Raw genomic sequence first — 21,915 nt, forward strand, 5'->3', positions numbered from 1 at the left:
TCGACTTTCGGACTTGCCTTGATCGACTGGCCGACGCACGCTCCCGCCAACAAGAACAGCTCGGGGAGGCACAGCAATCATGAAGCTTGGGTTCTTCACGATGCCGATCCATCCCCTGGACAAGGATTGGCGGCAATCCCTGAAGGAGGACCGGGAAGCCTTCCTGCTGGCCGACGAACTGGGATTTTCGGAAGCCTATGTCGGCGAGCACGTCACCGACCGCGCCGAAAACATCACGTCCTGCGTCGCTTTCATCGCCTGGCTTGCCGCCGCGACCAAGCAGATCAAGCTCGGCACCGGCACGGTCAACATGCCGAACAGCCATCCGGCTGCAATTGCCGCCTCCATCGCAATGCTCGACCACATGCTCGATGGCCGGCTGATCTTCGGCATCAGCCCGGGCGGCCTGCTGTCGGACGCCGAGCTGTTTGGCAATCTCGAGGCCGATCGCAATGCGATGTTCCTGGAGGCGATCAACCAGGTGCTGGCAATCTGGGAGGGCAAGCCGCCCTATCATCTTGCGGGCAAATACTGGAACATCTCGATCGAAAAAACCCTGATCGAGGACATCGGTCAGGGCTTCATCGCAAAGCCGCTGCAGCGTCCGCATCCGCCGATCGTGGTTACTGCGGTCGCGCCCTTCTCCAAGGGCGTGACCGAGGCGGCCGCGCGCGGCTGGGAACCGATTTCCGCCAACTTCCTGATGCCGGCATGGGTGAAGAGCCACTGGCCGAGATATGTCGAGGGCTGTGAGCGCGCCGGCCGTCCGGCCGATCCCGCCAACTGGCGCGTGGCCAAAAGCGTGTTCGTCGCCAAGGACGCCGCTACCGCGAAGGCCTACGCCACCGATCCAAACGGACCCTATGTCTACTACTATCGCTCACTCTTCACCAAGCTGAAGCGGAGTGGCCGCATCGAGCTGTTCAAGACCCGGCGCGACCAGCCCGACGATGAGGTGACGCTGGAGTCGATCTGCGAAAAGCTCATCATCTACGGCACACCGGAGAGCGTTGCCGACCAGTTGCTGGCTTTCCAGGAGGACGTCGGCACCTTCGGCACGCTCCTCTACGCCGGCAAGGACTGGCGCGACCGCGAGGCCGGCCGCCGCTCCATGATCCTGATGGCCGAGCAAGTCATGCCACGCGTCAACGCCGCCTCTGCCCGAAGCCGAGACGCCGCAGGTTGAACGCGATGGCTCTCTCCGATCGCATCCCCTATCTGGCGCAGGTCGACCGCCCGAAGCTCAAGCTGCCCGGCGGCAAGCGTCTCGCCGTCTGGGTCATCCTCAATGTCGAGGAATGGCGGATCGAAAACGCCATGCCTCGTACTGTGCTGTCGCCTCCGATGGGCCAGCCGCTGTTGCCGGACGTGCCGAACTGGTCGTGGCATGAATACGGCATGCGCGCGGGTTTCTGGCGCCAGTTCAAGGCACTCACCGAGCGCAACATCCCGGTGACGCTCGCGATCAACGGCAATGTCTGCAACTCCTATCCCCGCGTCGCCTCCGCCGCGCTCGAAGCCGGGTTCGAGTTCATGGGCCACGGCTTCCTGCAGGGGCCGATGCACAAGCTCGACAACCAGGCCGACGCGATCAAGCGCGCGGTCGACACCATCGCCAAGTTCGCCGGCAAGCCGCCGCGCTCATGGGAGAGCCCGGGCCTCACCGAGACTGAGGCCACGCTCGACCTGCTCCGCCTCAACGGCATCGAATATGTCGCAGACTGGGTGATCGACGATTTGCCGCAGGAGATCGCCACGCCCCACGGCACCATCACCACCATCCCCTATTCGGTGGAGACCAACGACATTGTCATCCATGCGCTGCAGCATTTGCCGTCCGAGCAGTTTTTGAAGCGCTGCACCGACCAGTTCGACCGCCTTTATCTCGAAGGCGCCGATAATGCGCGGGTGATGGCGATCTCGATCCATCCTTACATCACCGGCGTGCCGCACCGGATCAAATATCTGGAGGCGCTACTCGATCATGTCATTTGCCATGATGGCGTCGCCCTGATGACCGCAAGCGAAATCGGCGACTGGTACCGCGCCGAAATGTCGGGGAAATAGCGCTGATCTATTTACCGTCGCCGGGATGAATCGCCATCCGCGCGCGCTGCCCGGCTGAAATCACCGTCCAAGCGCTTTCTTGATGCCGGCCAAACCGATCCGCAGGAACGGGTCAGAATGGATGTAGAAATATTTGACGCCCCGCTCGAGCCAGAACGGCAGTTCGTCGGATGTCACGAGCGTCCCAGCGATCTTGCCCGCGGCACGGATCTTCTTGACCGCAAGATCGACCCGCTCGGTGACGGCCTGCGGCCGCGGCTGCCCGAAGGGCGGCGCCGGCGGATAGCCCATGTTCTGCGAGAGGTCACCGGGCCCGATGAAGAAAACATCGATGCCTTCGACTGCGAGCAGCGCGTCGATGTCGTCGATCGCCTTTGGCGTCTCGATCATGGCGATGACAAGCCGCTTCTCGTAATCAGCGGGACAGGCGTAGCGCACCGCATCGACGATGGCCCTCGCCTGCTCCGCGCTATCGACCATCGGCACCATCAGGCCGTCGGCGCCGGCGTTGAGATAGCGGATCAGCACCGGCCGTTCATGGGAATGCGGGCGAACGATCGCGGCGCCGCCGGCACCTCGGATGGCCTGCGCGGTCACACGCACGTCCTCGAAACTCCAGGTGCCGTGCTCGCAATCGACGAAGATGGCGTCCGCACCGAGCTCGACCAGCCGGACCGCCAATCCCGATGAGGCGTGATGCGGCGTGAACATGGTGACCGCCTCGCCCTTGGCGAGGCGCTCGCGCAACTTGGCTCCGTTCATGGAATCCTTCTCTAGCTCTTCGGCTTGTCGGCAAGACCCGCGGGTGCGCCGACCCAGCGGGCCGTCTCGATATCCGCAGATGTATCGCGCATGAAGGTCGGGCAGATGTGCAGCTCGGGGATCATCGCACCCTTTTGCAGGCTTGCGCAGAACAGCACCGCGCGTGCGACGTCGTGCGGATTGAGCATCACGGCGCGTTCGCTGTCCATCGGCGGGCGGGCGCGGTTGTCCATGATCGGCGTGTCGGTCTCGCCCGGCAGGATCGTCGTCGCGCGGATGCCCTGATTGCGGAACGTGTTGTGCAGGAAGGTCATGAAGTTCTTCACCCCGGCCTTGGCTGCGCCGTAGGCGGCGCCGCCAAGCAGGTTCGGATTGACGACCGCGAGCGAGGACACCGTGATGATCGTGCCGTCCTTCCTGGCGAGCATGTCCTCGAGCACGGCCTGGGTCAGGTTGAACACGGCCGTCAGGTTGACATTGACCGTGGCATTCCACTCGGCCTCGCTGATGAACCGCGCGTTCAGCACCTTGCTGGCGCTTCCGGCATTGTTGACGAGGATGTCGATCGATCCGACGTTGCCCTTGACCCAGGCCACCGTCTCGATGATCGCCTCACGCGAGGCCACGTCGAGCGCGCGAGCGACGGCCTTGCCGCCCGCCTTCTCGATGACGGAGACGACATCCTGGAGCGGCGCGATGCGTCGCCCGGTCAGGACAACGGTCGCCCCCTCCTGGGCCAGCAGGATCGCGGTCTCTCGCCCGATCCCCGTGCCGGCCCCCGTGACGAGCGCAATCTTTCCGTCGAGCAGCCCCATGATTCACCTATTCGGCGGCAGTCGCCGCCAGGCTTGAAGGTTGATATCCGTAGAACTGCCGCGCAGCCTGCGGCGTAATCAACCCCTCTGCAAGGTCGAGCTCGATCGATGCCGCCGAGCGTTCGGACGTCTTGCCCCAGCCGCCACCACCGGGCGTCTCGACTTCCAGACGGTCTCCGGTCTTCAGGACGACCTTGCCCTTCGGAAATTGCGGCTCGCCGTTCTTATACACCTTGCCCGCGCTGCCGGACTGACCGCCGACCACGCCGAAGCAGGGATGACGCACCCGCTCGGAGGCCAGGTAAATATTCATCGGGTTGCGGCCGAGGTTGCGCAGTACGACGTGCTGGCCGAGACCGCCCCGGCTCCTGCCGGCGCCGCCGGAATCCGGGATCAGCTCCTTGCACTCGACCAGCGCCGGCACGGCGAGCTCGAACATCTCGATGGCCGTGACCCTGCAATTGGACGGGAAGCTCAACGTGTCGAGGCCGTCGAATTCGGCACGCGCCCCCTGCCCGCCGTGGAAATTCTGCACCGAGCCGTATTGCGAGCCGTCGTCGCGCCGACCAACGCAATTGGCGGCCCAGATCGGCGCGCCGCCGCTGTCGCCCATCACCTTGTCCGGCACCACCCCTTCCAGCGCCTTGAAGATCAGCGAGGGAATGACGTGGCCGATCAGGTTGCGCGAATTGCCCGCCGTCCATTGCTGCGGATTGAGGATGGAGCCGAGCGGCGCCTCGTCGGTGATCGGGGTGATGCAGCCCTCGTTGTTCGGCGTGTCCGGATCGAGCAGGCATTTCAGCGCATAGACCGAATGGGCGTAGCGATAATTGGTACGGCAGTTGATGGAATGCAGCACCTGGTCCGAGGTGCCGGCATAGTCGACATGGATGGAATCGTCACGGACGATGACGGATGCCTTGAGTGTCACGTCGGTATCATAGCCGTCGAGCAGGACCTCGGCCGAATAGGTTCCGTTCGGCCATTCCCGGATTGCCTTGCGGGTCTGCGCCTCCGACCTGGTATGGATGGCGTCCGCGAGCTCGTCGATGCTCTCGAGATTGTACTCGTCCAGGAATTCCAGCAGCTCGCGGCCCATCACGTTGTTGGCCGCGACCATGGATTCGAGATCGCCCATCACCTCGGTCGGAAGGCGAACGGAGGCCGCGATGATGTCGAGCACATCCTTATTGGGCACACCCGCCTTGTGCAGCTTCACGATCGGAAAGCGAATGCCCTCCTCGAAGATGTCGCTGGCCTCGGAATGCAGCGGAGCGCCGCCGATATCGGGCAAATGGGCGATCGAGCCGGCATAGGCCACGACCTTGCCCTTCCTGAAGATCGGCGTGATCATCGTCACGTCGGGAAGATGGCCGGTGCCGATTTCGGGATCGTTGGTGGCGAGCACGTCGCCGTCTTCCAGCGTCTCTGCCGGAAACTTCGGCAGGAAGTATTTTTGCGCGGCGACCGGCAGCGAGGTGATGAACACCGGAATCGACCAGGTGCACTGCGCAAGCGCGCGGCCACGGCTGTCGAGCAGCACGGTCACATAGTCGTGGTTCTCGCGCACGATCGGCGAGAAGGCGGTCCGGCCGAGCACGATGTCGGCCTGGTCGGCGATGAAGATCAACCTGTTCCACATCACCTGGAGGTTGATCGGATCGTTGAAATCAGCAGCGTTCACGGACATGGATACCTCGTCCTCAGGCGATATTGATCACGAGATTGCCATTGATGTCGACGTGAGCGACGCCGTTCGGTCCGACGACCGCGGTGGACTCTCTCTGCTCGACAATGGCCGGTCCCCTGATTTCCTCGCCAACCGGCAGCTTGTAGTGATCGTAGACCGGTGTTTCGACGAAGTCGCCGCGCTCGCTGAAATAGACCAAACGGGTCCCCTTCTTCGCCTCGGCGGCATGGCGTGTGTGCGGCCGGGTGACCTGATCCTTCTGACCGCTGCAGCGCAAGCGCCAGGTGATCGCCTCGACCGATGAGCCTGCCACGATCCGGCCGAACAGCTCGCGGTAGAGCTTGAAGAAATTGGCGAGCAGCTCTTCATGGAACTGCTCGGGCGGCAGGCCGCGATCCGGCAGCGCGACGGTAATCTCGTGGCCCTGGCCGACGTGACGCATGTCGACGGTGTAAGTGTTGGTGATGGTCTCGGGTGCAACGCCCGCGGCACGGACGACTTCGGCGCCCTGGGCCGCGAGATCTCCGAGCAGGCGATCCATGGTGGCAAAATCCCAGCTGTCGACCTGCATCGGAAAACTCGCGGAGAGATCAACCGCGACCGGCGCGATCAGCAGGCCGATCGCCGAGGTGACACCGGCGCCCGTCGGGCAGATGATGCGCTTGATGCCGAGCTTGCGCGCAATGCCATAGGCATGAACGGGACCGGCGCCGCCGAAGGCGACCATCGGCAGGCTGCGCGGATCGACACCGAGATCGGTCGCGTGCACCGCCGCGGCCTTGCTCATGGACTCGTTCACGAGATCGTGGATGCCGAAGGCACAGCGGGCAACGCTGACGTCGAGCGAAGATGCAAGCTTCGTCATTGCCGCGAGCGCGGCCTCCTCCGACACCTTGAACGAGCCTCCGACGAAGGACTCGGTGCCCATGTAGCCGAGCAGGATATCGGCGTCGGTGACGGTCGGCTCGGTGCCGCCGCGCTGATAGGCCGCCGGTCCCGGCATCGCGCCGGCCGAACGCGGCCCGACATCCAAAAGCCCGAGCGGGTTCTTCGCCGCGATCGAACCGCCGCCGGCGCCGATCTCGATCATGCGGATCGACTGGATCTTGAGCGGGAAGCCCGATCCCTTGCGGAAGCGATGATAGTGGGCGACCTCGAGATCGGTGCCGACCGTCGGCTCGCCGTTCGGGATCAGGCACAGCTTCGCCGTGGTGCCCCCCATGTCGAAGGACAGCACGCTGCCCTCTCCGGCGATGCGACCGAACTCGGCGGCGGCAACCGCGCCTGCGGCCGGCCCCGACTCGATCAGGCGAACCGGCAGCTCGGCGGCACGGCTGCTCGGCACGAGGCCGCCGGACGAGGTCATCCAGAGCACCTGGCGATCGATGCCCTTGACGGCGAATTCGCGCTCGAGGTGGGCGACGTGACCCGACATCTGCGGCCGCGTATAGGCGTTGACGACGGTGGTCGAGGCGCGGTCGAATTCGCGCACCTCCGGGCAGACCTCGGAGGACAGCGAGACGAAGATATCAGGATCCTCCTCGCGCAGCAGGGCTGCGATGCGCTGCTCGTGGGTCGGATATTTGTAGGCGTGCAGCAGGCAGACGGCGACGGATTTGATGCCCTCCTGGCGCAGGCGGCCTGCGATCCCTCGGACCGTCTCCTCCTCCAGCGCCGTGATAACCTCGCCATCGGCGGAGATGCGCTCGACCGCGCCAAAACTGTTCGCGCGCGTGACCAGCGGATCCGGATATTTCAGATTGAGGTCGTAGAGATCGTAGCGTCCCTCGTTGCGGATACGCAGCATGTCCTGGAAGCCGGCGGTCGAGATGAAGCCGGTCTTGACGCCCTTGCGTTCCAGCACGGCATTGGTGACCACGGTGGTCGCGCCGAGCACCTGGAGCTTGTCGAGATCGACGAGATCACCGAACTGCTCGAGCAGTTCGGACACACCGCGGACCACGGCTTCGGCGGGATTGTTAGGCGTGCTCAGCACCTTGTGGAGATGCAATTCACCTTTGTCGTCGAGCAGCGCGAAATCGGTGAAGGTTCCCCCGGTATCGAATGCGAGCTTGGCCATCTTTTTCCTCGAAGCGATCGCCGTGCAGGATGACGAAGGATTTTCGAGCTGCCTGCTGAACCGTGCGATCAACGCCTGAATCGGGAACGCCGGGTTCGACGATGTCTTCGACGGTAGGAAATGCACCCGCCGCTGGCCAACACAACTCCGGTCTGCCGCCATAGGTTTTGCTTATGGCGTGCAGCGATCGGCGTTGGACACGTCTGTCCCTGCAATGGATACGCCGGCCGGCGGGGTCTAGACCGCGCGGATGCCTTGCGGATGGCCGCGCATCAGCTTCTCTACCACCGTGAGAAGCACCGATCGTGTCGCCAGCGCGGGCTCCGAGAGCGGCAGGTGATCCGACACGCACAGCGAAACGGTCGCCTCGATCGCCGGACGAATGAGCCGCCGGACCTCGACGCCCTCGAAGCTGGATGCGCTTGCGGCCACCGAGGCCGGCAGGATGGTCGAGCCGAGCCCTTCCGTGACCGCAGCTCCGAGCGCTGAGACGGATTCGATCTCCGAGACGACGTTCGGCGTCACCCGCGCCCGCGCCAGCGATTCATCGATCAATCGCCGCAGGAAATGGCCCTGGCTCGGCAAGAGCAGCTTGACGTCGGCGAGCGCCGAGAGCGCCAGCGGTTCATCGGCCGCCTTCTTTGCTCCCTGCTCCGCCCGGGAGACCAGATACAGCTCCTCCCGAAACAGCGGCTGCAGCTTCACGCCCTTGATCGGACCGGAGCCGTAGATCATGGCCATGTCCATCTTGCCGGTCATGATGAGTTCGCTCAGCACATGACCGAAACTGTCATTGATATGGACGATGATCTGCGGATGCAGCGCCGACATCTCTTTCAGGATCGGCAGCGACAACGTGCTCGACGCCGAATAGGTCGCAAGCCCGATCGACACGCGCCCGGCCAGCGCCTTGGTCGATTGATCGATATCGATCTGCGCCTGCTCGATCTGCTTCAAGAGCAATTGGGCGTGGCGGTAGAGAATGAGCCCCGCTTCGGTCGGGACGATGCCGTGGTTGCTGCGCAGAAGCAGCTTGTGCTTGAAATGGCTTTCAAGCGCGGCGATCTGCTGCGACAGCGCGGGCTGTGCCGTCCGCAACAGGCCGGCGGCGCGCGAGACGCTGCCGGCGTCGACGACTTTGACAAAGCTTTTCAGCTTCCTGAAATCGACGCTCATCTCGGTCGAATGCTGGTCCTGGAAAGAAGGTCTAGAGCAGTACTATCCTTTATCTAGCCCATTGATTTCAATGAGATTCTTTTCGACACCGCTGTTTTCCAGGCGCCCCTGCGCCTCACGTTCAGGAAAGCGCCCGGCAAGCCTTCTCGATGCGGTCGCAGGCTTCCCTGATCGCCTCCATCGAGGTCGCAATCGAGAGGCGGAAATACGGTGAGAGCCCGTAAGCTGCGCCCTGGACGGCCGCCACGCCGACGCCATCCAGCAGATAGAGCACGAAGTCGAGATCGTTCTCGATGACCTTGCCATCCGGCGTGGTCTTGCCGATGACACCGGCACATCCGGGGTAGAGATAAAACGCCCCGTCCGGCACCAGACATGACAGGCCCGGAATCGCATTCAGCCGCGCGCAGGCATAGTCGCGCCGTTCCTTGTAGAGCTTGACGCTGTCCCGCACGAACGACTGGTCGCTCGTGAGCGCATGCGCCGCTGCGGCCTGGCTGATCGACGAAGGGCACGACGACATCTGCGACTGCAGCTTGTTGATGGCGGCGACCAGCGGCGCGGGACCCGCGGCGTAGCCAATGCGCCATCCGGTCATGGCGTAGGTCTTGGACACGCCGTTGGTGAGCAGAACGCGTTCCTTCAGCGCGGGCACGGCAGCCGCCAGCGTGGTGGCCGGCTCGTCGCGGTACCAGATCTGGTCGTAGATGTCGTCGGACAGCACCAGCACGTTCGGATGGCGGAGCAGAACCTCGCCGAGGGCCTGAAGGTCCGAGCGCGAATACGCCGCGCCGGTCGGGTTCGAGGGCGCATTGAGGATCAGCCAGCGCGTCTTTGGAGTGATGGCAGCCTCGAGCGCGTCCGCCGTCAGCTTAAAGCCCTGGTTCTCCGAGCAGCGGACGATGACGGGCTTGCCGTCATTGGCGATCACCATATCGGGATAGGAGACCCAATAGGGTGCGGGGATGATGACCTCCGCCCCCTCCTCCACGCTCGCCATCAGCGCCAGGAACAGGATCTGCTTGGCGCCGCCTCCGACGCAGATCTCGTTGTCGGCATAGTCGAGGCCGAGGCGGCGTTTGTAGTCGGCGATGATCCCCTTGCGCAGGGCGACGGTGCCGTTGACCGCGGTGTATTTCGTCTCGCCGCGATCGATCGCCTCGTGCGCCGCCGTCTTGACGTCATCGGGCGTGTCGAAGTCCGGCTCGCCGATCGCCATGTCGACGATGTCGCGTCCCGCCGCCTTCAGTTCGCGAACGCGGGCGGACGCCGCCGTGGTCGGAGAAATCTTGATACGCGAGACGCGCGCAGCCGGCACGAAAATCGTCACTTTGGTCGTCCTTTGAGTTTCGAATGTATCCGCGCCCGCTCGCGGCGAACGCAATGATTGCTAGTGCTCGACCTCGGTTTCGCCGCGCATGCGGCCCGTGAGGAACAATTCGCCGAGCTCGTCGTGGGTGATATCCGCAGGCCTGCCGTCCCAGATCACCTTGCCGAGGCGCAGGATCACCGCGCGCTGGGCGACCTCCATCGCCTTCTTGGTGTTCTGCTCGACCAGCAGGATGGTCTGGCCGGTCGCGTTGATACGGAGCAGCTCGTCGAACACGATGCCGATCGCGCTCGGCGAAAGCCCGACTGACGGCTCGTCGACCAGAAGGATCTTCGGCCGCTGCAGGACGGCCATCGCCACCTCCAGCAATTGCTGCTCGCCGCCGGACATGTTTCCGGCCAAGGTATTGCGACGCGTCTTCAGGATCGGGAACAGGTCGTAGACATAGTCCCGTTCCGCTTTCACCTGGCTGTCACGCAACGTATAGGCGGCCATCTGCAGATTTTCGTCGACGGTCATCACCGGAAAATTGCAACGTCCCTGCGGCACCCAGGAGATGCCTTCCGCCAGGATCGCACGCGACCTGAAGGATGTGATCTCCTTGCCCTGCCAGTTGATGCTGCCGCCCTTGATGGTCGTCATCCCATAGAGCGTCTTCAGCAGGGTCGACTTGCCGGCGCCGTTCGGTCCCATCAGCGCGACGAACTGCCCTTGCGGAACATCGAGATCGACCCCATTGAGGATATCCAGCGAGCCGTAGCCCGCGCGCAGTCCCTTGATCGAGAGAGAGGGTTCAGCCACCGAGATAGGCCTCCCGCACCGCCTGGTTCTGGACGATATCGTCGGGTGTGCCTTCAGCAAGCTTGCGGCCCTGGTCGAGCACGACCACACGCTTGCAGAGGCTCGTCACCACGTCGATGTTGTGCTCGATGATGAGGAAACTGACGCCGAAGGAGGTGTTGGCGAGACGGATGCTGTCGACCACCCTCTCGATCAGCTTGGGATTGATGCCGGCCATCGGCTCGTCGAGCAGGATGAGCTTCGGCTCCGGCATCAGCATCGAGGCGAACTGGATCAGCTTCTGCTGGCCGCCGGACAGCTTGCCCGCCGGCTGGAAGCGCACGTCCCAAAGGCCGGCGATCTTGATCAGCTCGCGCGCACGCTCCCGCAGCGCCGCGACGCGGTTGCGCGCCGCCGATCCAATCCCGAACGTCGACAAGATACCGGGAAAGGTGAACATCTGGCCGGCGATGACGAGGTTCTCCTCGATATCGAGCGCGGAGAACACCACGGTCTTCTGGAATGACCTCAGCATGCGGCCTTCACGGGCGATGTCGTTCAGCGACCAGCCGGTGATGTCCTGACCGTCGAGCTTCACGGCGCCGGCGCTGGGCTTCGCGAGCCCCGTCACGCAATCGAAGAAGGTCGACTTGCCCGAGCCGTTCGGGCCAATGAGCCCGCAGATCTCGCCACGATCCACGTGCAGATCGACGCCGTCGACGGCGCGTACCGCACCATAGGACTTGCAGAGGCCGGAGATGTCGAGGATCGGAAGGCCGGTCATTTGCGCCTCTCCAGGAAGGACCAGAAGCGGGCGATGAGCGGCGCGAACCCGCTGGGGAACCAGAAGACGAGCCCGAGCAGGAAGAAGCCGTAGGCGATCATGCGCAGCTCCGGCGCGACGCGCAGCGCTTCGGTGAGACCGACGAACAGCAGGCTGCCGAAGATGACGCCCGAAATGGTCCCCGCGCCGCCGCCGAGCACGATGATCAGCATCGTGGTCGAGTAGTACATCTGGAACGTGAGCGGGCTGACGACGGTGAGGTAGTGCGCATAGAGGCTGCCGCCGAGGCCGGCGAAGGCGGCGCTGATCATGAAGACCACCAGCTTGTAGTACCAGGTGGGAATGCCGACGGATTCCGCGAGCGTCTCGTTCTCGCGGATGGCGATCATGTTCCGCCCCGCCGGCGAACGAACGATGAGGTAGGCGACCAGCGTGGCGATCGCGGCGATCGCAAGGACCAGATAGTAGAAGCTGACCGTCCCGGAGACGGTGAACGACGCCGGCCCCAGCGCAAACCAAGGTTTTGGAATCGCCGCCAGGCCCATGTCGCCGCGCGTCAGGCTGATCCAGTTCTTGGCGATGGCCTGGCCGATGATGACGAAGCCCAGCGTGCACATCACGAAGGAGGTCGCGCGCAGCCTCAGCGCGGGAATGCCGAGCGGCAGCGCGATGGCACCGGCCATGAGGCCCGCTGCCAGGAAGTTGACATAGAAGGGCGTTCCGAAATGCACCGCGAGCAGCGCGGACGTGTAGGCGCCGATGCCGAAGAACGCGGCCTGCGCGAGCGACAACAGCCCGGTATAGCCGAGCAGCAGGTTGAGCCCGTGCGCCGGCAGGAGAAAGATCAGGGCGATAATGATCGCGTGCAGGGGATAGTTGCCGAGGAACAGCGGCGCGATACACGCCAGCGCGATCAGCGCGATACCGAAGGGAACGCGGAGGTCGCGCCCCGTCGTCGTGGCTGTGAGTTCAGCGGGCGTCATGTTCGGCTCTCGGGCGATCTCGCTCACCTGTCATCACCACCGCATCTAGAAGCGCGCCTGCGCGGAAAACAGCCCATGCGGGCGCCACATCAGCACCAGCATCAGGGTCGCAAAGCCGACCGTGTCTCGGAATTGCAGGCCGACATAAGTGGCGACCAGGCTCTCGGCGATACCGAGGATCATGGCGGCGACGAACGTGCCGCGCACGTTGCCGAGCCCGCCCATGATGATGATCGGCAGCGTCTTGAAGGTGATCAGCTCACCCATGCCGCCATAGACGCTCACGTTCACCGGCGCCGTCAGCACGCCCGAGAGCGCGGCAAGACAGGCACCGACGATGAACGTCCACAGTGCGATATGGCGAACGTCGATGCCGACCACTGCGCAGCACTCGATGTTCTGGGAGACCGCGCGCATGGCCTTGCCCATCCGGCTGTAGGTCACCATCAGCTCGAGCCCGACGAAGGTGACGAGACCGACGATGATGATCAGGATGCGCTGTTCGGCCAGGGTGAAGCCGAAGACGCTCACCGGCTCGATATAGCCGCCGGAGAAGAACTTGTAGCTGCCGCCGAACAGCAGGATGACCGTGTTCTGCAGGATCAGGGCGACGCCGAGCGTGGCGAGAACGCCAGCCTCGGCCGGCGCCCCGACGATCCGCTGCATCACGAAGTTGCCGACCACGACGGCGATGACCGCCGTCGCAACCACGCCGATCACGACCGCGACCGGATACGGCAGATCGAAATAGTCGATCGCGAACCAGGCCCCGAACGTGCCGAGCATGTAGTATTCGCCGTGGGCGAAGTTGATGGCCCGCAGGACGCCGAAGATCATCGTCATGCCGACGGCAACGATCGCGTAGACCGATCCGGAAACGATGCCGTTAACGACCTGCTCGATGATCGTGTAGAACATGGGCCACCGTTCCTACTTGGGATAGTCGATCTCGGCCTTGTAGGCGCCCTTGATCGCGGGCTTGCCGCCCTCGATCTCGAGGAGGATCATCGGCAGGCGCGCCTGGTTGTGATCGTCGAAGGTGACCTCGCCGACCGCGCTATCATATTTGATGCCGGAGAGCGCGGCGCGGACTTTCTCGCGATCGATGCTCTTGGCCTGCTCGATCGCCTTGGCGAGCAGATGCACGGTCTCCCAATGCACGTAAGCGTGATTGTTGGGAGCTTCGCGGTATTCGGCGGTGAATTTTTCGACGAAGGCCTTGCTCTTCGGAGAGTCGTACGCCGGAAGCCACGCCGCCGCCTCGATCGCCCCCTCCATCGCCTTCGGCGCTGCCTTGATGGTGCTCGCCGTATTGAACTCGGCGTTGCCGATCAGCGGGATCTTGCCTGCGATCCCGACCTCCATCATCTGGCGCCCGACGATGGGCGATGAATCGGCATTGCCGTACATGATGATGGCCTGGGCGCCGGAATCGCGGATCTTGGAGAGCACGCTGCGGAAATCCACCTCGCCCTCCTTGTAATAGTCTTCCGTCACGATCGCGCTCTTGAAGCGCGGCAGGTACTTCTTGGTGAACTGAATGGCGGCACGGCCGTAGTCGCTGTCGACCGAGAGCACGGCGTATTTGGTGAAGCCCTTCTTCTCGGCAGCGTATTGCAGCACGAGCAGCGCGCGGTTCTCGTCGGTCGGATAGTTGCGGAATGACCATTTGAAGCCGCCGACGCCCGCCTTGTAGGTGATCATCGGGTTCGACGAGGCCGCATTCAGCAGAAGCACGCCGGCGTCCTCGACGACCGGCTGCATCGCCAGCGTGACCGAGCTCGAGACGTCGCCGATGATGAAGTCGACCTGGTCCTGATCGATCAGACGGCGCGTCGCGGAAACGCCCTCGACCGGCGTGCCCTGGCTGTCCCCGGGCATGACGCTGATCTTGCGTCCGCCCACGCCGCCGGCGTCGTTGATCTCCTTCGCGGCCATCTGCGCGCCGCGCATCGAGAAGGCCCCGTAACGGGCGTTCGGGCCGCTCATCGGCGCGACGAGCCCGAGCCTCACGGTTCCGTCTTCACTTCGGGCCGCGAAAGCGCCGGAGGAGATGGTCTGGAGCCCAACCATGGTGGCTCCGATGCAAAATCCCCGTCGGCTCAGCTCGATCGTCATTAGCCCGCTCCGTTGCTGCCACAAAATGATGCGTCCGCGAACCCTGCCACTTCAGTGGTCTTACCCTTGGAATTTTTTGCTGCGGCCGACGGTAAAAAATAGATTTACGTTCGATGACAGGGGAAGCACGACTGCGGTCTGCCGCCATAGCGAATTCTTATGGCGGGGAGCAGTTATCAGAACCGATGGTTGAGACCCCGCGCGTGCTTACATGGCGGCCGAACGTGGCCGCAGCGGTGGCTGCTCCGATCGCGTCAGCGGATTTCGTTCACATAGCGATGGTGCGCGGTCGTCGCGCGGTGCTCGCTGAGCAGCGCCAATGCGCCGGTCTGATCGTAGGCCTCTTCGTGAATGGCAAGGACGGCGCTCGGCAATCGCAAGCCGAGCAGACGCCGGTCCTTCGCGTCCGCGATCTCTGCCGACAGTTTTTCGCGGACCGCAGCAACGCGGATGCCGTAGACGTCGAGCAGATGAAGATAGAGAAGCGCCGGCACACGGGCCGGATCGCGCGGAAAGTCAGGCACGCGACGCGCAAGCAGCTTGATCTGCGAATGCATCACCGGCACGGCGCCGACTCTGCGGATACGATCGAGACATAGCAGCGGCTCACCCGCCGGCTCCGAAAACAGCGCAGCTTCCTCGGCGTCTGCCGGCCGGATGGCCACGGACAAGACCTCAGGCACGGAGCGCTGCAGGCCGCCGTCCTCGCCGTGCAAGCGGAAGTATTGAAAGAAGAAGCGCAGGCTGTGCTGCGGAGCACGGCCGGTGACGACAGTTCCGGTCTTGCGACGGCGCACCAGCATGCCGTCGGCAGTCAGATCCGCGAGCGCCCGGCGAATGGTGCCAACAGCAACTCCGTACCGTGTTGCAAGTGCAACCTCGCCGGGCAGCACCGTACCAGGGGCGAGGTCACCAACCAGGATCGCCTCGGCGATCTGCCGCTTGACGTGCTCGTACAGAGGAACCGGCAGGCTCGACGAACCCGTCACCGCCGCTTTTGCCTGTTTACCGGTCACCTCTGCCTCATTCTTTGGAATTGACAGCAATCGGTTCTCATCGTGTATTTCTTTATAGAATATAGAAATGAGCCGCCGCAAATGGTTTCTCCGCTTAACGGTCCAGGGCAGTCCGGGCTGAGCCTGGGATTCGCCGAGATCGAACGCGCCGCCGAAAGCGCGGTCGACGATCTTGCGCGGATGGTGGCGGTCGACACGTCCTTCCCGCCCGGCGCGGGATACCAGGCGTTTGCCGGATTGATGGAGAGCTTCGTTGCGCCGCTTGGCCTCGAGTGCCGGCGCATCGATGTGCCCGAGCATCTGTGGCATGTCTCCGGCGGCCCCGCGCATGGCGCGCGCACCAATCTCATCGCACGCCAACGCTCCGGCAAACCGGCGCTGGGCCTGTATTTTCATGTCGACACCGTGCCGGCTGCGCCAGGCTGGGCCACCGATCCGCTGCACCTGACGCGCGACGGCGACCGTCTGATCGGCCTCGGCGCCGCCGACATGAAGGGGACGATCGCTGCCGTGCTGCTGGCGCTGCGCGCCGCCGACCGAACCGGCCTGTCACTCGGCTATGATCCGATGCTGCTGTTCTGCACCGACGAGGAAGGCGGGCTCTATCCCGGTGTCCGCTATCTCGCGGACCAGGGCTTGCTTGAAGGTCATATCCTCAACTTCAACGGCGCGGCGGCGCCACGCATCTGGGCCGGCTGCTTCGGGCTCTTCACGCTTCTGGTGAAAGTCCATGGCCGGACGGTTCATGCGAGCGAAGCGGCAAACGCCGGAAGCGGCGCCAATGCCATCGAGGCCGCGCTGCCAATCCTCAATGCGCTCGCCGCGTTGAAGCCGCACATCGCAAAGCGCATCTCCGCCCTGCCCGGCGCGACACGCCCGCTCGCCGCACAGCTCGACATATCCGCCGCTCATGGCGGCCAGTGCGGCGGCCAGATTCCCTCGCAGTTCGAGATCCTGATCTGCCGCCGCTACGCGCCGGAGGAGGACTTCCTCGCCGCCCGACGCGAGATCGAGGATGCGATCCGCAAGGCTGCGCCTCACGCCGAGATCGAGATCTCCCTCACGGGGCACCTGATGCCAACGTCGGATCCGACCGGGCCGCACTGGCCGCGTTGGCAGGACGCGCTGTCGGCCGGGTTCGGCTACGCACCCGACGAATTCGCCAAATGGGGCGCGACGAGCTGCTCCGATTTCGGCTGGGTGCAGGCGACCGGCATGCAGGAGATCCTTCTGACGGGCCTCGGCCGGCCGAACAGCCGCATTCACGCGCCCGGCGAATTCACCACGCTCCCCGACATCATCGCGCTCGCGAAGTCGGTCCTGGCGTACCTCTCCGCCGAATTCCGTCCCGATATTTCGCCCGAAGCAACCGCCATTCGCTAACTCGAGGAGCCTACTGCCATGCTGTCCGTCACCCGCCGCCTGTTTCTTGCCGGCACGGCCATCAGCCTCGTCACTCTCCCCAGGATCGCCGTCGCCGATGCGCCCAAGCGTGGCGGCGTGCTGCGGATGTCGCTCGACCAGGCGGCGTCGGTGATTCATCCGATGCTGGCGCGGGTCAATCCGGAATATCTCGTCACCGAACTGCTCTACTCCAACCTGACCCGGCTGAAGCCGGACATGACCGTGGAGCCGGACCTCGCGCTCTCCTGGGAGCCGAACGAGACGCGCACGGAGTGGATCTTCAAGCTGCGCCCGGGCGTGACGTTCCACGACGGCTCGCCGCTGACGTCGGAGGATGTCGTCGCCAGCATCAATGCCATCCTCGATCCGAAGACCGCCTCGCCCGGCCGCACCAATGTCGGTCCGATCAAGGAGGTCGCGGCGATCGATCCCTTGACGGTCAAGTTCACGCTGTCCGGCGCCTACGCCGACCTGCCGGTGGCCCTGACCTATCTCAACGCGCGGATCGTTCCGGCGAAGGTCATCGCCTCCGATCTCGCCAGCCTGTCGACGACCGCAAACGGCACCGGGCCGTTCAAGCTCGTGTCCTACGAGCCCGACCGGAAGATCGTGGTCGAACGCAACGCCGTCTATTACGACCCGGCACGGCCTTACCTCGATCGCGTGGAATTGCTGGTCTATCCGGACCGCACCGCCGAGGCGTCGGCGATGATGTCCGGCGAGATCGACCTGCTGCTGACGACGACGCCCGGCGAATATGAGCGGCTCGTGAAGGCGGCCGGCGTCAAGGCACTGCGCACGCCCTCCGGCCAGTTCCTCAACATCAACCTCGGATGCGACCAGAAGCCGTTCAATGACGTCAGGGTCCGCCAGGCGCTGGCGCTGGCGGTCGATCGCGAGGCGACCGTCGGCTTCGTCGCCGGTGGCTACGGCACCCCGGGCAACGACACGCCGCTGAATTCCGCCTATCACTTCTACAAGAACATCCCGATGAAGAAGCCCGACGTCGCCAAGGCGAAGCAGCTTCTGGCCGAGGCCGGCTATCCCAACGGCATCGACCTCACGCTGATCGCATCCGACCGCCCCGCGACCCGCACCCAGCTCGGCGTCGCCGTTCGCGAGATGGCCGCGGCAGCCGGCTTCCACATCAACGTGCAGACGATGCCGCACGCGACCTACCTCGATCAGGTCTGGAAGAAGGGCAATTTCTACGTCGGCTTCTACAACATGCAGCCGACGGCTGATGCGATCTTCAACCTGCTCTACACGTCCAATGCGACCTGGAACGAGACGCGCTGGAACAACAGCGCGTTCGATGCCGTCATCAATGCGGCCCGCGTCGAGACCGATGAGGCCAAGCGCACCGCGCTCTATGCCAAGGCGCAGGAGATGATGAACGCGGAGGTTCCCACCGTGATCTCGGCGTTCTTCGATCTTCTTGCCGCACAGCGTTCCTATGTCGAGGGCTACACGCTGCATCCGCGCGGCTCGGTGTTCCGCCTCGATCTGGTCTCGCTCGGCGCCGGCGCGCCGAAGCGCGGCTGACGCGGAGACATCGGTGTCGCTCGCCTGGTTCGCGCGCCGTCTGCTGCTGATGGTCTACACCGTCATCGTGGTGTCGATGCTGGTGTTCGCCATCACGCAGGTCCTGCCGGCCGACGCTGCCCAGTCGCTGCTCGGCGAGAATGCGACGCCGGAAATGCTGGCCGCGCTCAGGGCGAAGCTTGGGCTCGGCGCGCCGGCCTGGCAGCAATATCTGCGCTGGGCCGGCCATGTCTTCACCGGCGATTTCGGCATCTCGATGCGGACCAGCCAGCCCGTCGGCCCGGAAATGCTGAGCGCGCTGTCGCGTTCGCTGCTGCTCGCGGCATCGTCCATCCTCGTCACGCTGGTCGTCGCCGTACCGCTTGGTGTGGTGGCGGCGCTGCGGCAAGGAAGACTCGCCGACACCGGCGTCAGTCTGATCGCATATCTCGGCGTCTCCTTGCCCGAATTCGTCACCGCAACGCTGCTTGCGCTGTTGCTGGCCGACACGTTGCATTGGCTGCCGGCGACGGGCTACGTCTCGCCGCTGGAACATTTCGGCGACGGCATCTCTCATTTGGCGCTGCCGGTGCTGACGATCTCGGTGATCCTCATCGCGCACGTGATGCGCATGATGCGCTCCGAGACGCTGGACGTCTTGAAATCGGACTATATCCGCGCAGCGCGCCTGAAGGGCTTGCCGGAACGCAGCGTGCTGTTTCGCCACGCGCTGCGCAACGCCCTGTTGCCGGTGGTGACGATCATCGGGCTCGATGTCGGCTACCTGCTCGGCGGCATCATCGTGATCGAGGAGATCTTCGCCATTCCCGGCATCGGACGGGCCTTGATGGTCGCCATCGCCGCGCGCGACCTGCCGTCGATCCAGGCGGGCGCATTGATCATGGCGGCGACCTACGCCGTCACCAACACGCTTGCCGACATGGCCTATGCCGTTCTCGACCCGCGGATCCGCTATGATTGAGCTGTTCGTCCGCCTGATCCGAAGACCGCAAGGGCTCGTCGGAGTCACACTGCTGGCGCTCATTGCCGTTGCGTGCCTGTTCGGGCAGGCGCTTGCCCCGTACGCGCCGGAGAAGATCGACTTTCTCGGCCGGTTTCGTCCACCCGGCTGGCAGAACTGGCTTGGCGCGGACCAATTCGGCCGCGACATCCTGAGCCGCCTGATGGTCGGCGCCCGCTCGACCGTGCCAATGGCCCTGATCGCGACCTTCGTCGGCAGCGCGGCCGGCGCCATCATTGGCGTCGGCTCGGCCTATCTCGGCGGCCGGACCGACGAGGCCATCATGCGCACCAACGACGCGGTAATGGCGATCCCCGGCCTTTTGCTAGCACTGTTGCTGGTCTCGACGCTCGGCAATGGCGCCGGCAACGCCGTCATCGCCATCGCGGTGGCTTTTGCACCGGGCATGGCACGCGTCACCCGCTCGGTTGCACTCAATGTGCGCAATCAGGACTACGTCAAGGCGGCCATCGCGCGTGGCGAGGGCGCAGCCTGGATCATCTTCCGCGAGATGCTGCCCAACGTGATGGCGCCGATCGTGATCGAATCCACCATTCGCGTGTCCTTTGCCGTGATGCTGTTCGCGACCCTCAGCTTCCTCGGCGTCGGTGCGCAACCGCCTGCATCGGAATGGGGGCTCATGGTGGCCGATGCCCGGCAGTATATGTACCAGGCGCCGTGGGGTCTGATCGTGCCCGCCGCGGCGATCGCACTCACCGCCATTGCGTTCAACCTTTTGGGCGACGGCCTTCGCGACGCCCTCAATCCGAAGGATGAGCGGTGATCCCTGCCCTTGCCGTCAAGAACTATACGCTCGACTACGCGACGGCCGCGGGACCGGTGCGCGTGCTGCACGACATTTCGCTGCAGATCGGCCCGGGCGAGGTGCTGGGCCTTGTCGGCGAATCCGGCTCGGGCAAGAGCTCGCTCGCCTGGGCGCTGATGCGCCATTTGCCGGACAATGCCCGCGAGATCGCAGGCTCCCTGCATCTCGGCGACATCGACCTCCAGCGCCTGAGCCCGCGGGAGCTGACCAGGATCCGGGGACGCCGGCTCGGCATGGTGTTCCAGGATCCATCGACCTCGCTCAACCCGACCCTCACCATCGGCCGGCAGGTGACGGAGACGCTGATCCAGCATCGCGGCATCAAGCAGCGCGAAGCGGATGTGCTGGCCGTCGACCTGCTCAGTCATGTCGAGCTGCGCGATCCCGCCGCGATCATGCGTCGTTATCCGCACGAGATCTCCGGCGGCGAGAAGCAGCGCGTCATCATTGCCACGGCATTCGGCTGCCGGCCCGACATCATCCTGTTCGACGAGCCGACCACGGCACTCGATGTCATCACCGGCGCACGCATCCTCGAGCTGTTTGCCCGGCTGCGCGAGGAAACCGGCGTTGCCGCGCTCTATATTTCCCATGACCTCGCGCTGGTGACGCGGGTTGCCGACCGGGTCGCGGTCCTGAAACACGGCCGTCTGGTGGAGCAGGCCCCGGCGGCCGAGATCTTCCGCGCGCCGCGGCATGCCGATACGCAGGCCCTCGTGCAAGCCGTGCCGCGGCCGGAACGGCGTCTCATTCACGACAAGTCCAGTGACGAGGTCCTTCTCGCGGCCTCGGACATCGAAGTTCATTACGGCCGCGCCACCCTCTTGGGCCATGCGCCGCCTCCCGCGACCAAACGCATCGGCCTCGACGTGCGGGCCGGAGAAATTCTCGGCCTCGTGGGCGAATCCGGGTCGGGCAAATCCTCCGTGGCACGTGCGCTCACCGGTCTTGCCCACTTCTCCGGGAAGGTTCGCTTCGACAATCGAGAGATCACGGACGCGCGCGACATGAACGCGGCCTATCGCCGCGACGTGCAGATCATCTTCCAGCATCCGGATTCCTCGCTCAATCCGCGCCAGAAGGTCAGCGAAATCCTGTCGCGCCCTCTGAAGCTGTACGGCGGCAACACCGCCGAGATTCCTCGCCTTCTCGAACAGGTCCGCCTGCCGACGTCCTTTGCCGATCGCTGGCCGCACCAGCTTTCCGGCGGCCAGAAGCAGCGCGTCGCGATCGCGCGGGCCTTTGCCGCGCGACCGAAGCTCGTGATCTGCGACGAGATCACGGCGCCGCTGGACGTCTCCGTGCAGGCGCAGATCATCGAATTGCTGCTGGCGCTGCGTGCCGCGACCGGCACCGCCTTCCTCTTCATCACCCATGATCTCAACCTCATCCGTCAGATCGCCCACCGCATCGCCGTAATGCGCCGCGGTGAAATGGTCGACCTGCTGCCGGCCGAGGATTTCGACGCAGAGCACGTTCATCCCTATACCCGCGAACTGATGGCCGCCTCGCCCGTGCCGGTCGGCTGACGACAAGGAT

General features: G+C 64.4%; 19 protein-coding genes. 7 read left to right on the plus strand and 12 right to left on the minus strand.

What is annotated here, in order from left to right:
* The first annotated feature begins 79 nt into the window (after positions 1-79).
* Both JQ635_RS35425 and JQ635_RS35430 read left to right on the plus strand, forming a co-directional pair.
* Positions 80-1,186, plus strand: a complete 1,107-nt coding sequence (locus JQ635_RS35425) for an LLM class flavin-dependent oxidoreductase (protein WP_211414397.1) — start codon at positions 80-82, stop codon at positions 1,184-1,186.
* 5 nt (positions 1,187-1,191) lie between these two features.
* The gene (locus JQ635_RS35430; RefSeq protein WP_211414398.1) at positions 1,192-2,067 is read left to right on the plus strand and encodes a polysaccharide deacetylase family protein; all 876 of its coding nucleotides are present in this window, start codon (positions 1,192-1,194) and stop codon (positions 2,065-2,067) included.
* 60 nt (positions 2,068-2,127) lie between these two features.
* On the opposite strand, the gene JQ635_RS35435 is transcribed toward JQ635_RS35430, so the two are convergent.
* The 12 genes from JQ635_RS35435 to JQ635_RS35490 form a co-directional block, all read right to left on the minus strand.
* The gene (locus tag JQ635_RS35435) at positions 2,128-2,829 is read right to left on the minus strand and encodes an HpcH/HpaI aldolase family protein (RefSeq protein WP_211414399.1); all 702 of its coding nucleotides are present in this window, start codon (positions 2,827-2,829) and stop codon (positions 2,128-2,130) included.
* An 11-nt stretch (positions 2,830-2,840) separates the two neighbouring features.
* Positions 2,841-3,644 carry an SDR family NAD(P)-dependent oxidoreductase gene (locus JQ635_RS35440; protein ID WP_211414400.1) on the minus strand — a complete coding sequence of 268 codons (804 nt, stop codon included), beginning with the start codon at positions 3,642-3,644 and terminating at the stop codon, positions 2,841-2,843.
* Positions 3,645-3,651: 7 nt separating this feature from the next.
* Entirely contained in the window at positions 3,652-5,334 is a 1,683-nt protein-coding gene (locus JQ635_RS35445; RefSeq protein ID WP_211414401.1) for a hydantoinase B/oxoprolinase family protein, read from the minus strand.
* Between the two features lie 13 nt (positions 5,335-5,347).
* Positions 5,348-7,414 (minus strand): hydantoinase/oxoprolinase family protein, encoded by a 2,067-nt coding sequence (locus JQ635_RS35450; protein WP_211414402.1) that lies wholly within the window; start codon positions 7,412-7,414, stop codon positions 5,348-5,350.
* 237 nt (positions 7,415-7,651) lie between these two features.
* Entirely contained in the window at positions 7,652-8,590 is a 939-nt protein-coding gene (nac, locus tag JQ635_RS35455) for a nitrogen assimilation transcriptional regulator NAC (RefSeq protein WP_211414403.1), read from the minus strand.
* 121 nt (positions 8,591-8,711) lie between these two features.
* Positions 8,712-9,920: an aspartate transaminase gene (locus JQ635_RS35460; protein WP_211414404.1), complete on the minus strand. Its 1,209-nt coding sequence runs from the start codon at positions 9,918-9,920 to the stop codon at positions 8,712-8,714.
* Between the two features lie 60 nt (positions 9,921-9,980).
* Positions 9,981-10,721, minus strand: coding sequence for a branched-chain amino acid ABC transporter ATP-binding protein (locus JQ635_RS35465; RefSeq protein ID WP_211414405.1), 741 nt, complete (start codon positions 10,719-10,721; stop codon positions 9,981-9,983).
* Positions 10,714-11,484: an ABC transporter ATP-binding protein gene (locus JQ635_RS35470; protein ID WP_211414406.1), complete on the minus strand. Its 771-nt coding sequence runs from the start codon at positions 11,482-11,484 to the stop codon at positions 10,714-10,716. Before JQ635_RS35470 ends, JQ635_RS35465 begins: the two co-directional genes overlap by 8 nt.
* Complete coding sequence (locus JQ635_RS35475) at positions 11,481-12,467, minus strand: branched-chain amino acid ABC transporter permease (RefSeq protein WP_211414447.1); 987 nt, start codon at positions 12,465-12,467, stop codon at positions 11,481-11,483. The genes JQ635_RS35470 and JQ635_RS35475 overlap by 4 nt, the downstream gene beginning before the upstream one ends.
* Before the next feature lie 45 nt (positions 12,468-12,512).
* Positions 12,513-13,385, minus strand: coding sequence for a branched-chain amino acid ABC transporter permease (locus JQ635_RS35480; RefSeq protein WP_211414407.1), 873 nt, complete (start codon positions 13,383-13,385; stop codon positions 12,513-12,515).
* 12 nt (positions 13,386-13,397) lie between these two features.
* A complete protein-coding gene (locus tag JQ635_RS35485; RefSeq protein WP_211414408.1) occupies positions 13,398-14,585 on the minus strand; it encodes an ABC transporter substrate-binding protein in 1,188 nt (395 codons plus the stop codon).
* 254 nt (positions 14,586-14,839) lie between these two features.
* Positions 14,840-15,601, minus strand: a complete 762-nt coding sequence (locus JQ635_RS35490) for a GntR family transcriptional regulator (RefSeq protein WP_211414448.1) — start codon at positions 15,599-15,601, stop codon at positions 14,840-14,842.
* Between the two features lie 81 nt (positions 15,602-15,682).
* Between JQ635_RS35490 and JQ635_RS35495 the strand changes: the two genes are divergently transcribed.
* From JQ635_RS35495 to nikE, 5 genes are read left to right on the plus strand one after another with little or no spacing between them, the layout of a single operon-like run.
* On the plus strand, positions 15,683-16,984 hold the full coding sequence (locus tag JQ635_RS35495; protein ID WP_211414409.1) for a M20 family metallopeptidase: 1,302 nt from the start codon (positions 15,683-15,685) through the stop codon (positions 16,982-16,984).
* An 18-nt stretch (positions 16,985-17,002) separates the two neighbouring features.
* On the plus strand, positions 17,003-18,550 hold the full coding sequence (locus JQ635_RS35500) for an ABC transporter substrate-binding protein (RefSeq protein WP_211414410.1): 1,548 nt from the start codon (positions 17,003-17,005) through the stop codon (positions 18,548-18,550).
* Between the two features lie 13 nt (positions 18,551-18,563).
* Positions 18,564-19,511, plus strand: a complete 948-nt coding sequence (locus JQ635_RS35505; RefSeq protein ID WP_211414411.1) for an ABC transporter permease — start codon at positions 18,564-18,566, stop codon at positions 19,509-19,511.
* A complete protein-coding gene (locus JQ635_RS35510; protein ID WP_211414412.1) occupies positions 19,504-20,334 on the plus strand; it encodes an ABC transporter permease in 831 nt (276 codons plus the stop codon). Before JQ635_RS35505 ends, JQ635_RS35510 begins: the two co-directional genes overlap by 8 nt.
* A complete protein-coding gene (gene nikE, locus JQ635_RS35515; protein ID WP_211414413.1) occupies positions 20,331-21,905 on the plus strand; it encodes a nickel ABC transporter ATP-binding protein NikE in 1,575 nt (524 codons plus the stop codon). The genes JQ635_RS35510 and nikE overlap by 4 nt, the downstream gene beginning before the upstream one ends.
* The last annotated feature ends 10 nt before the right edge of the window (positions 21,906-21,915 follow it).

This window comes from Bradyrhizobium iriomotense, from assembly GCF_018130765.1.
Classification (GTDB): domain Bacteria; phylum Pseudomonadota; class Alphaproteobacteria; order Rhizobiales; family Xanthobacteraceae; genus Bradyrhizobium; species Bradyrhizobium iriomotense_A.

What these genes read in the sequence shown, in the direction of transcription:
- JQ635_RS35425 (WP_211414397.1), top strand. Translation starts at nt 80, where the DNA reads ATGAAGCTTGGGTTCTTCACGATGCCGATCCATCCCCTGGACAAGGAT.
- JQ635_RS35430 (WP_211414398.1), top strand. Translation starts at nt 1,192, where the DNA reads ATGGCTCTCTCCGATCGCATCCCCTATCTGGCGCAGGTCGACCGCCCG.
- JQ635_RS35435 (WP_211414399.1), bottom strand. Translation starts at nt 2,829, where the DNA reads ATGAACGGAGCCAAGTTGCGCGAGCGCCTCGCCAAGGGCGAGGCGGTC.
- JQ635_RS35440 (WP_211414400.1), bottom strand. Translation starts at nt 3,644, where the DNA reads ATGGGGCTGCTCGACGGAAAGATTGCGCTCGTCACGGGGGCCGGCACG.
- JQ635_RS35445 (WP_211414401.1), bottom strand. Translation starts at nt 5,334, where the DNA reads ATGTCCGTGAACGCTGCTGATTTCAACGATCCGATCAACCTCCAGGTG.
- JQ635_RS35450 (WP_211414402.1), bottom strand. Translation starts at nt 7,414, where the DNA reads ATGGCCAAGCTCGCATTCGATACCGGGGGAACCTTCACCGATTTCGCG.
- nac (WP_211414403.1), bottom strand. Translation starts at nt 8,590, where the DNA reads ATGAGCGTCGATTTCAGGAAGCTGAAAAGCTTTGTCAAAGTCGTCGAC.
- JQ635_RS35470 (WP_211414406.1), bottom strand. Translation starts at nt 11,484, where the DNA reads ATGACCGGCCTTCCGATCCTCGACATCTCCGGCCTCTGCAAGTCCTAT.
- JQ635_RS35475 (WP_211414447.1), bottom strand. Translation starts at nt 12,467, where the DNA reads ATGACGCCCGCTGAACTCACAGCCACGACGACGGGGCGCGACCTCCGC.
- JQ635_RS35480 (WP_211414407.1), bottom strand. Translation starts at nt 13,385, where the DNA reads ATGTTCTACACGATCATCGAGCAGGTCGTTAACGGCATCGTTTCCGGA.
- JQ635_RS35485 (WP_211414408.1), bottom strand. Translation starts at nt 14,585, where the DNA reads ATGACGATCGAGCTGAGCCGACGGGGATTTTGCATCGGAGCCACCATG.
- JQ635_RS35495 (WP_211414409.1), top strand. Translation starts at nt 15,683, where the DNA reads ATGGTTTCTCCGCTTAACGGTCCAGGGCAGTCCGGGCTGAGCCTGGGA.
- JQ635_RS35500 (WP_211414410.1), top strand. Translation starts at nt 17,003, where the DNA reads ATGCTGTCCGTCACCCGCCGCCTGTTTCTTGCCGGCACGGCCATCAGC.
- JQ635_RS35510 (WP_211414412.1), top strand. Translation starts at nt 19,504, where the DNA reads ATGATTGAGCTGTTCGTCCGCCTGATCCGAAGACCGCAAGGGCTCGTC.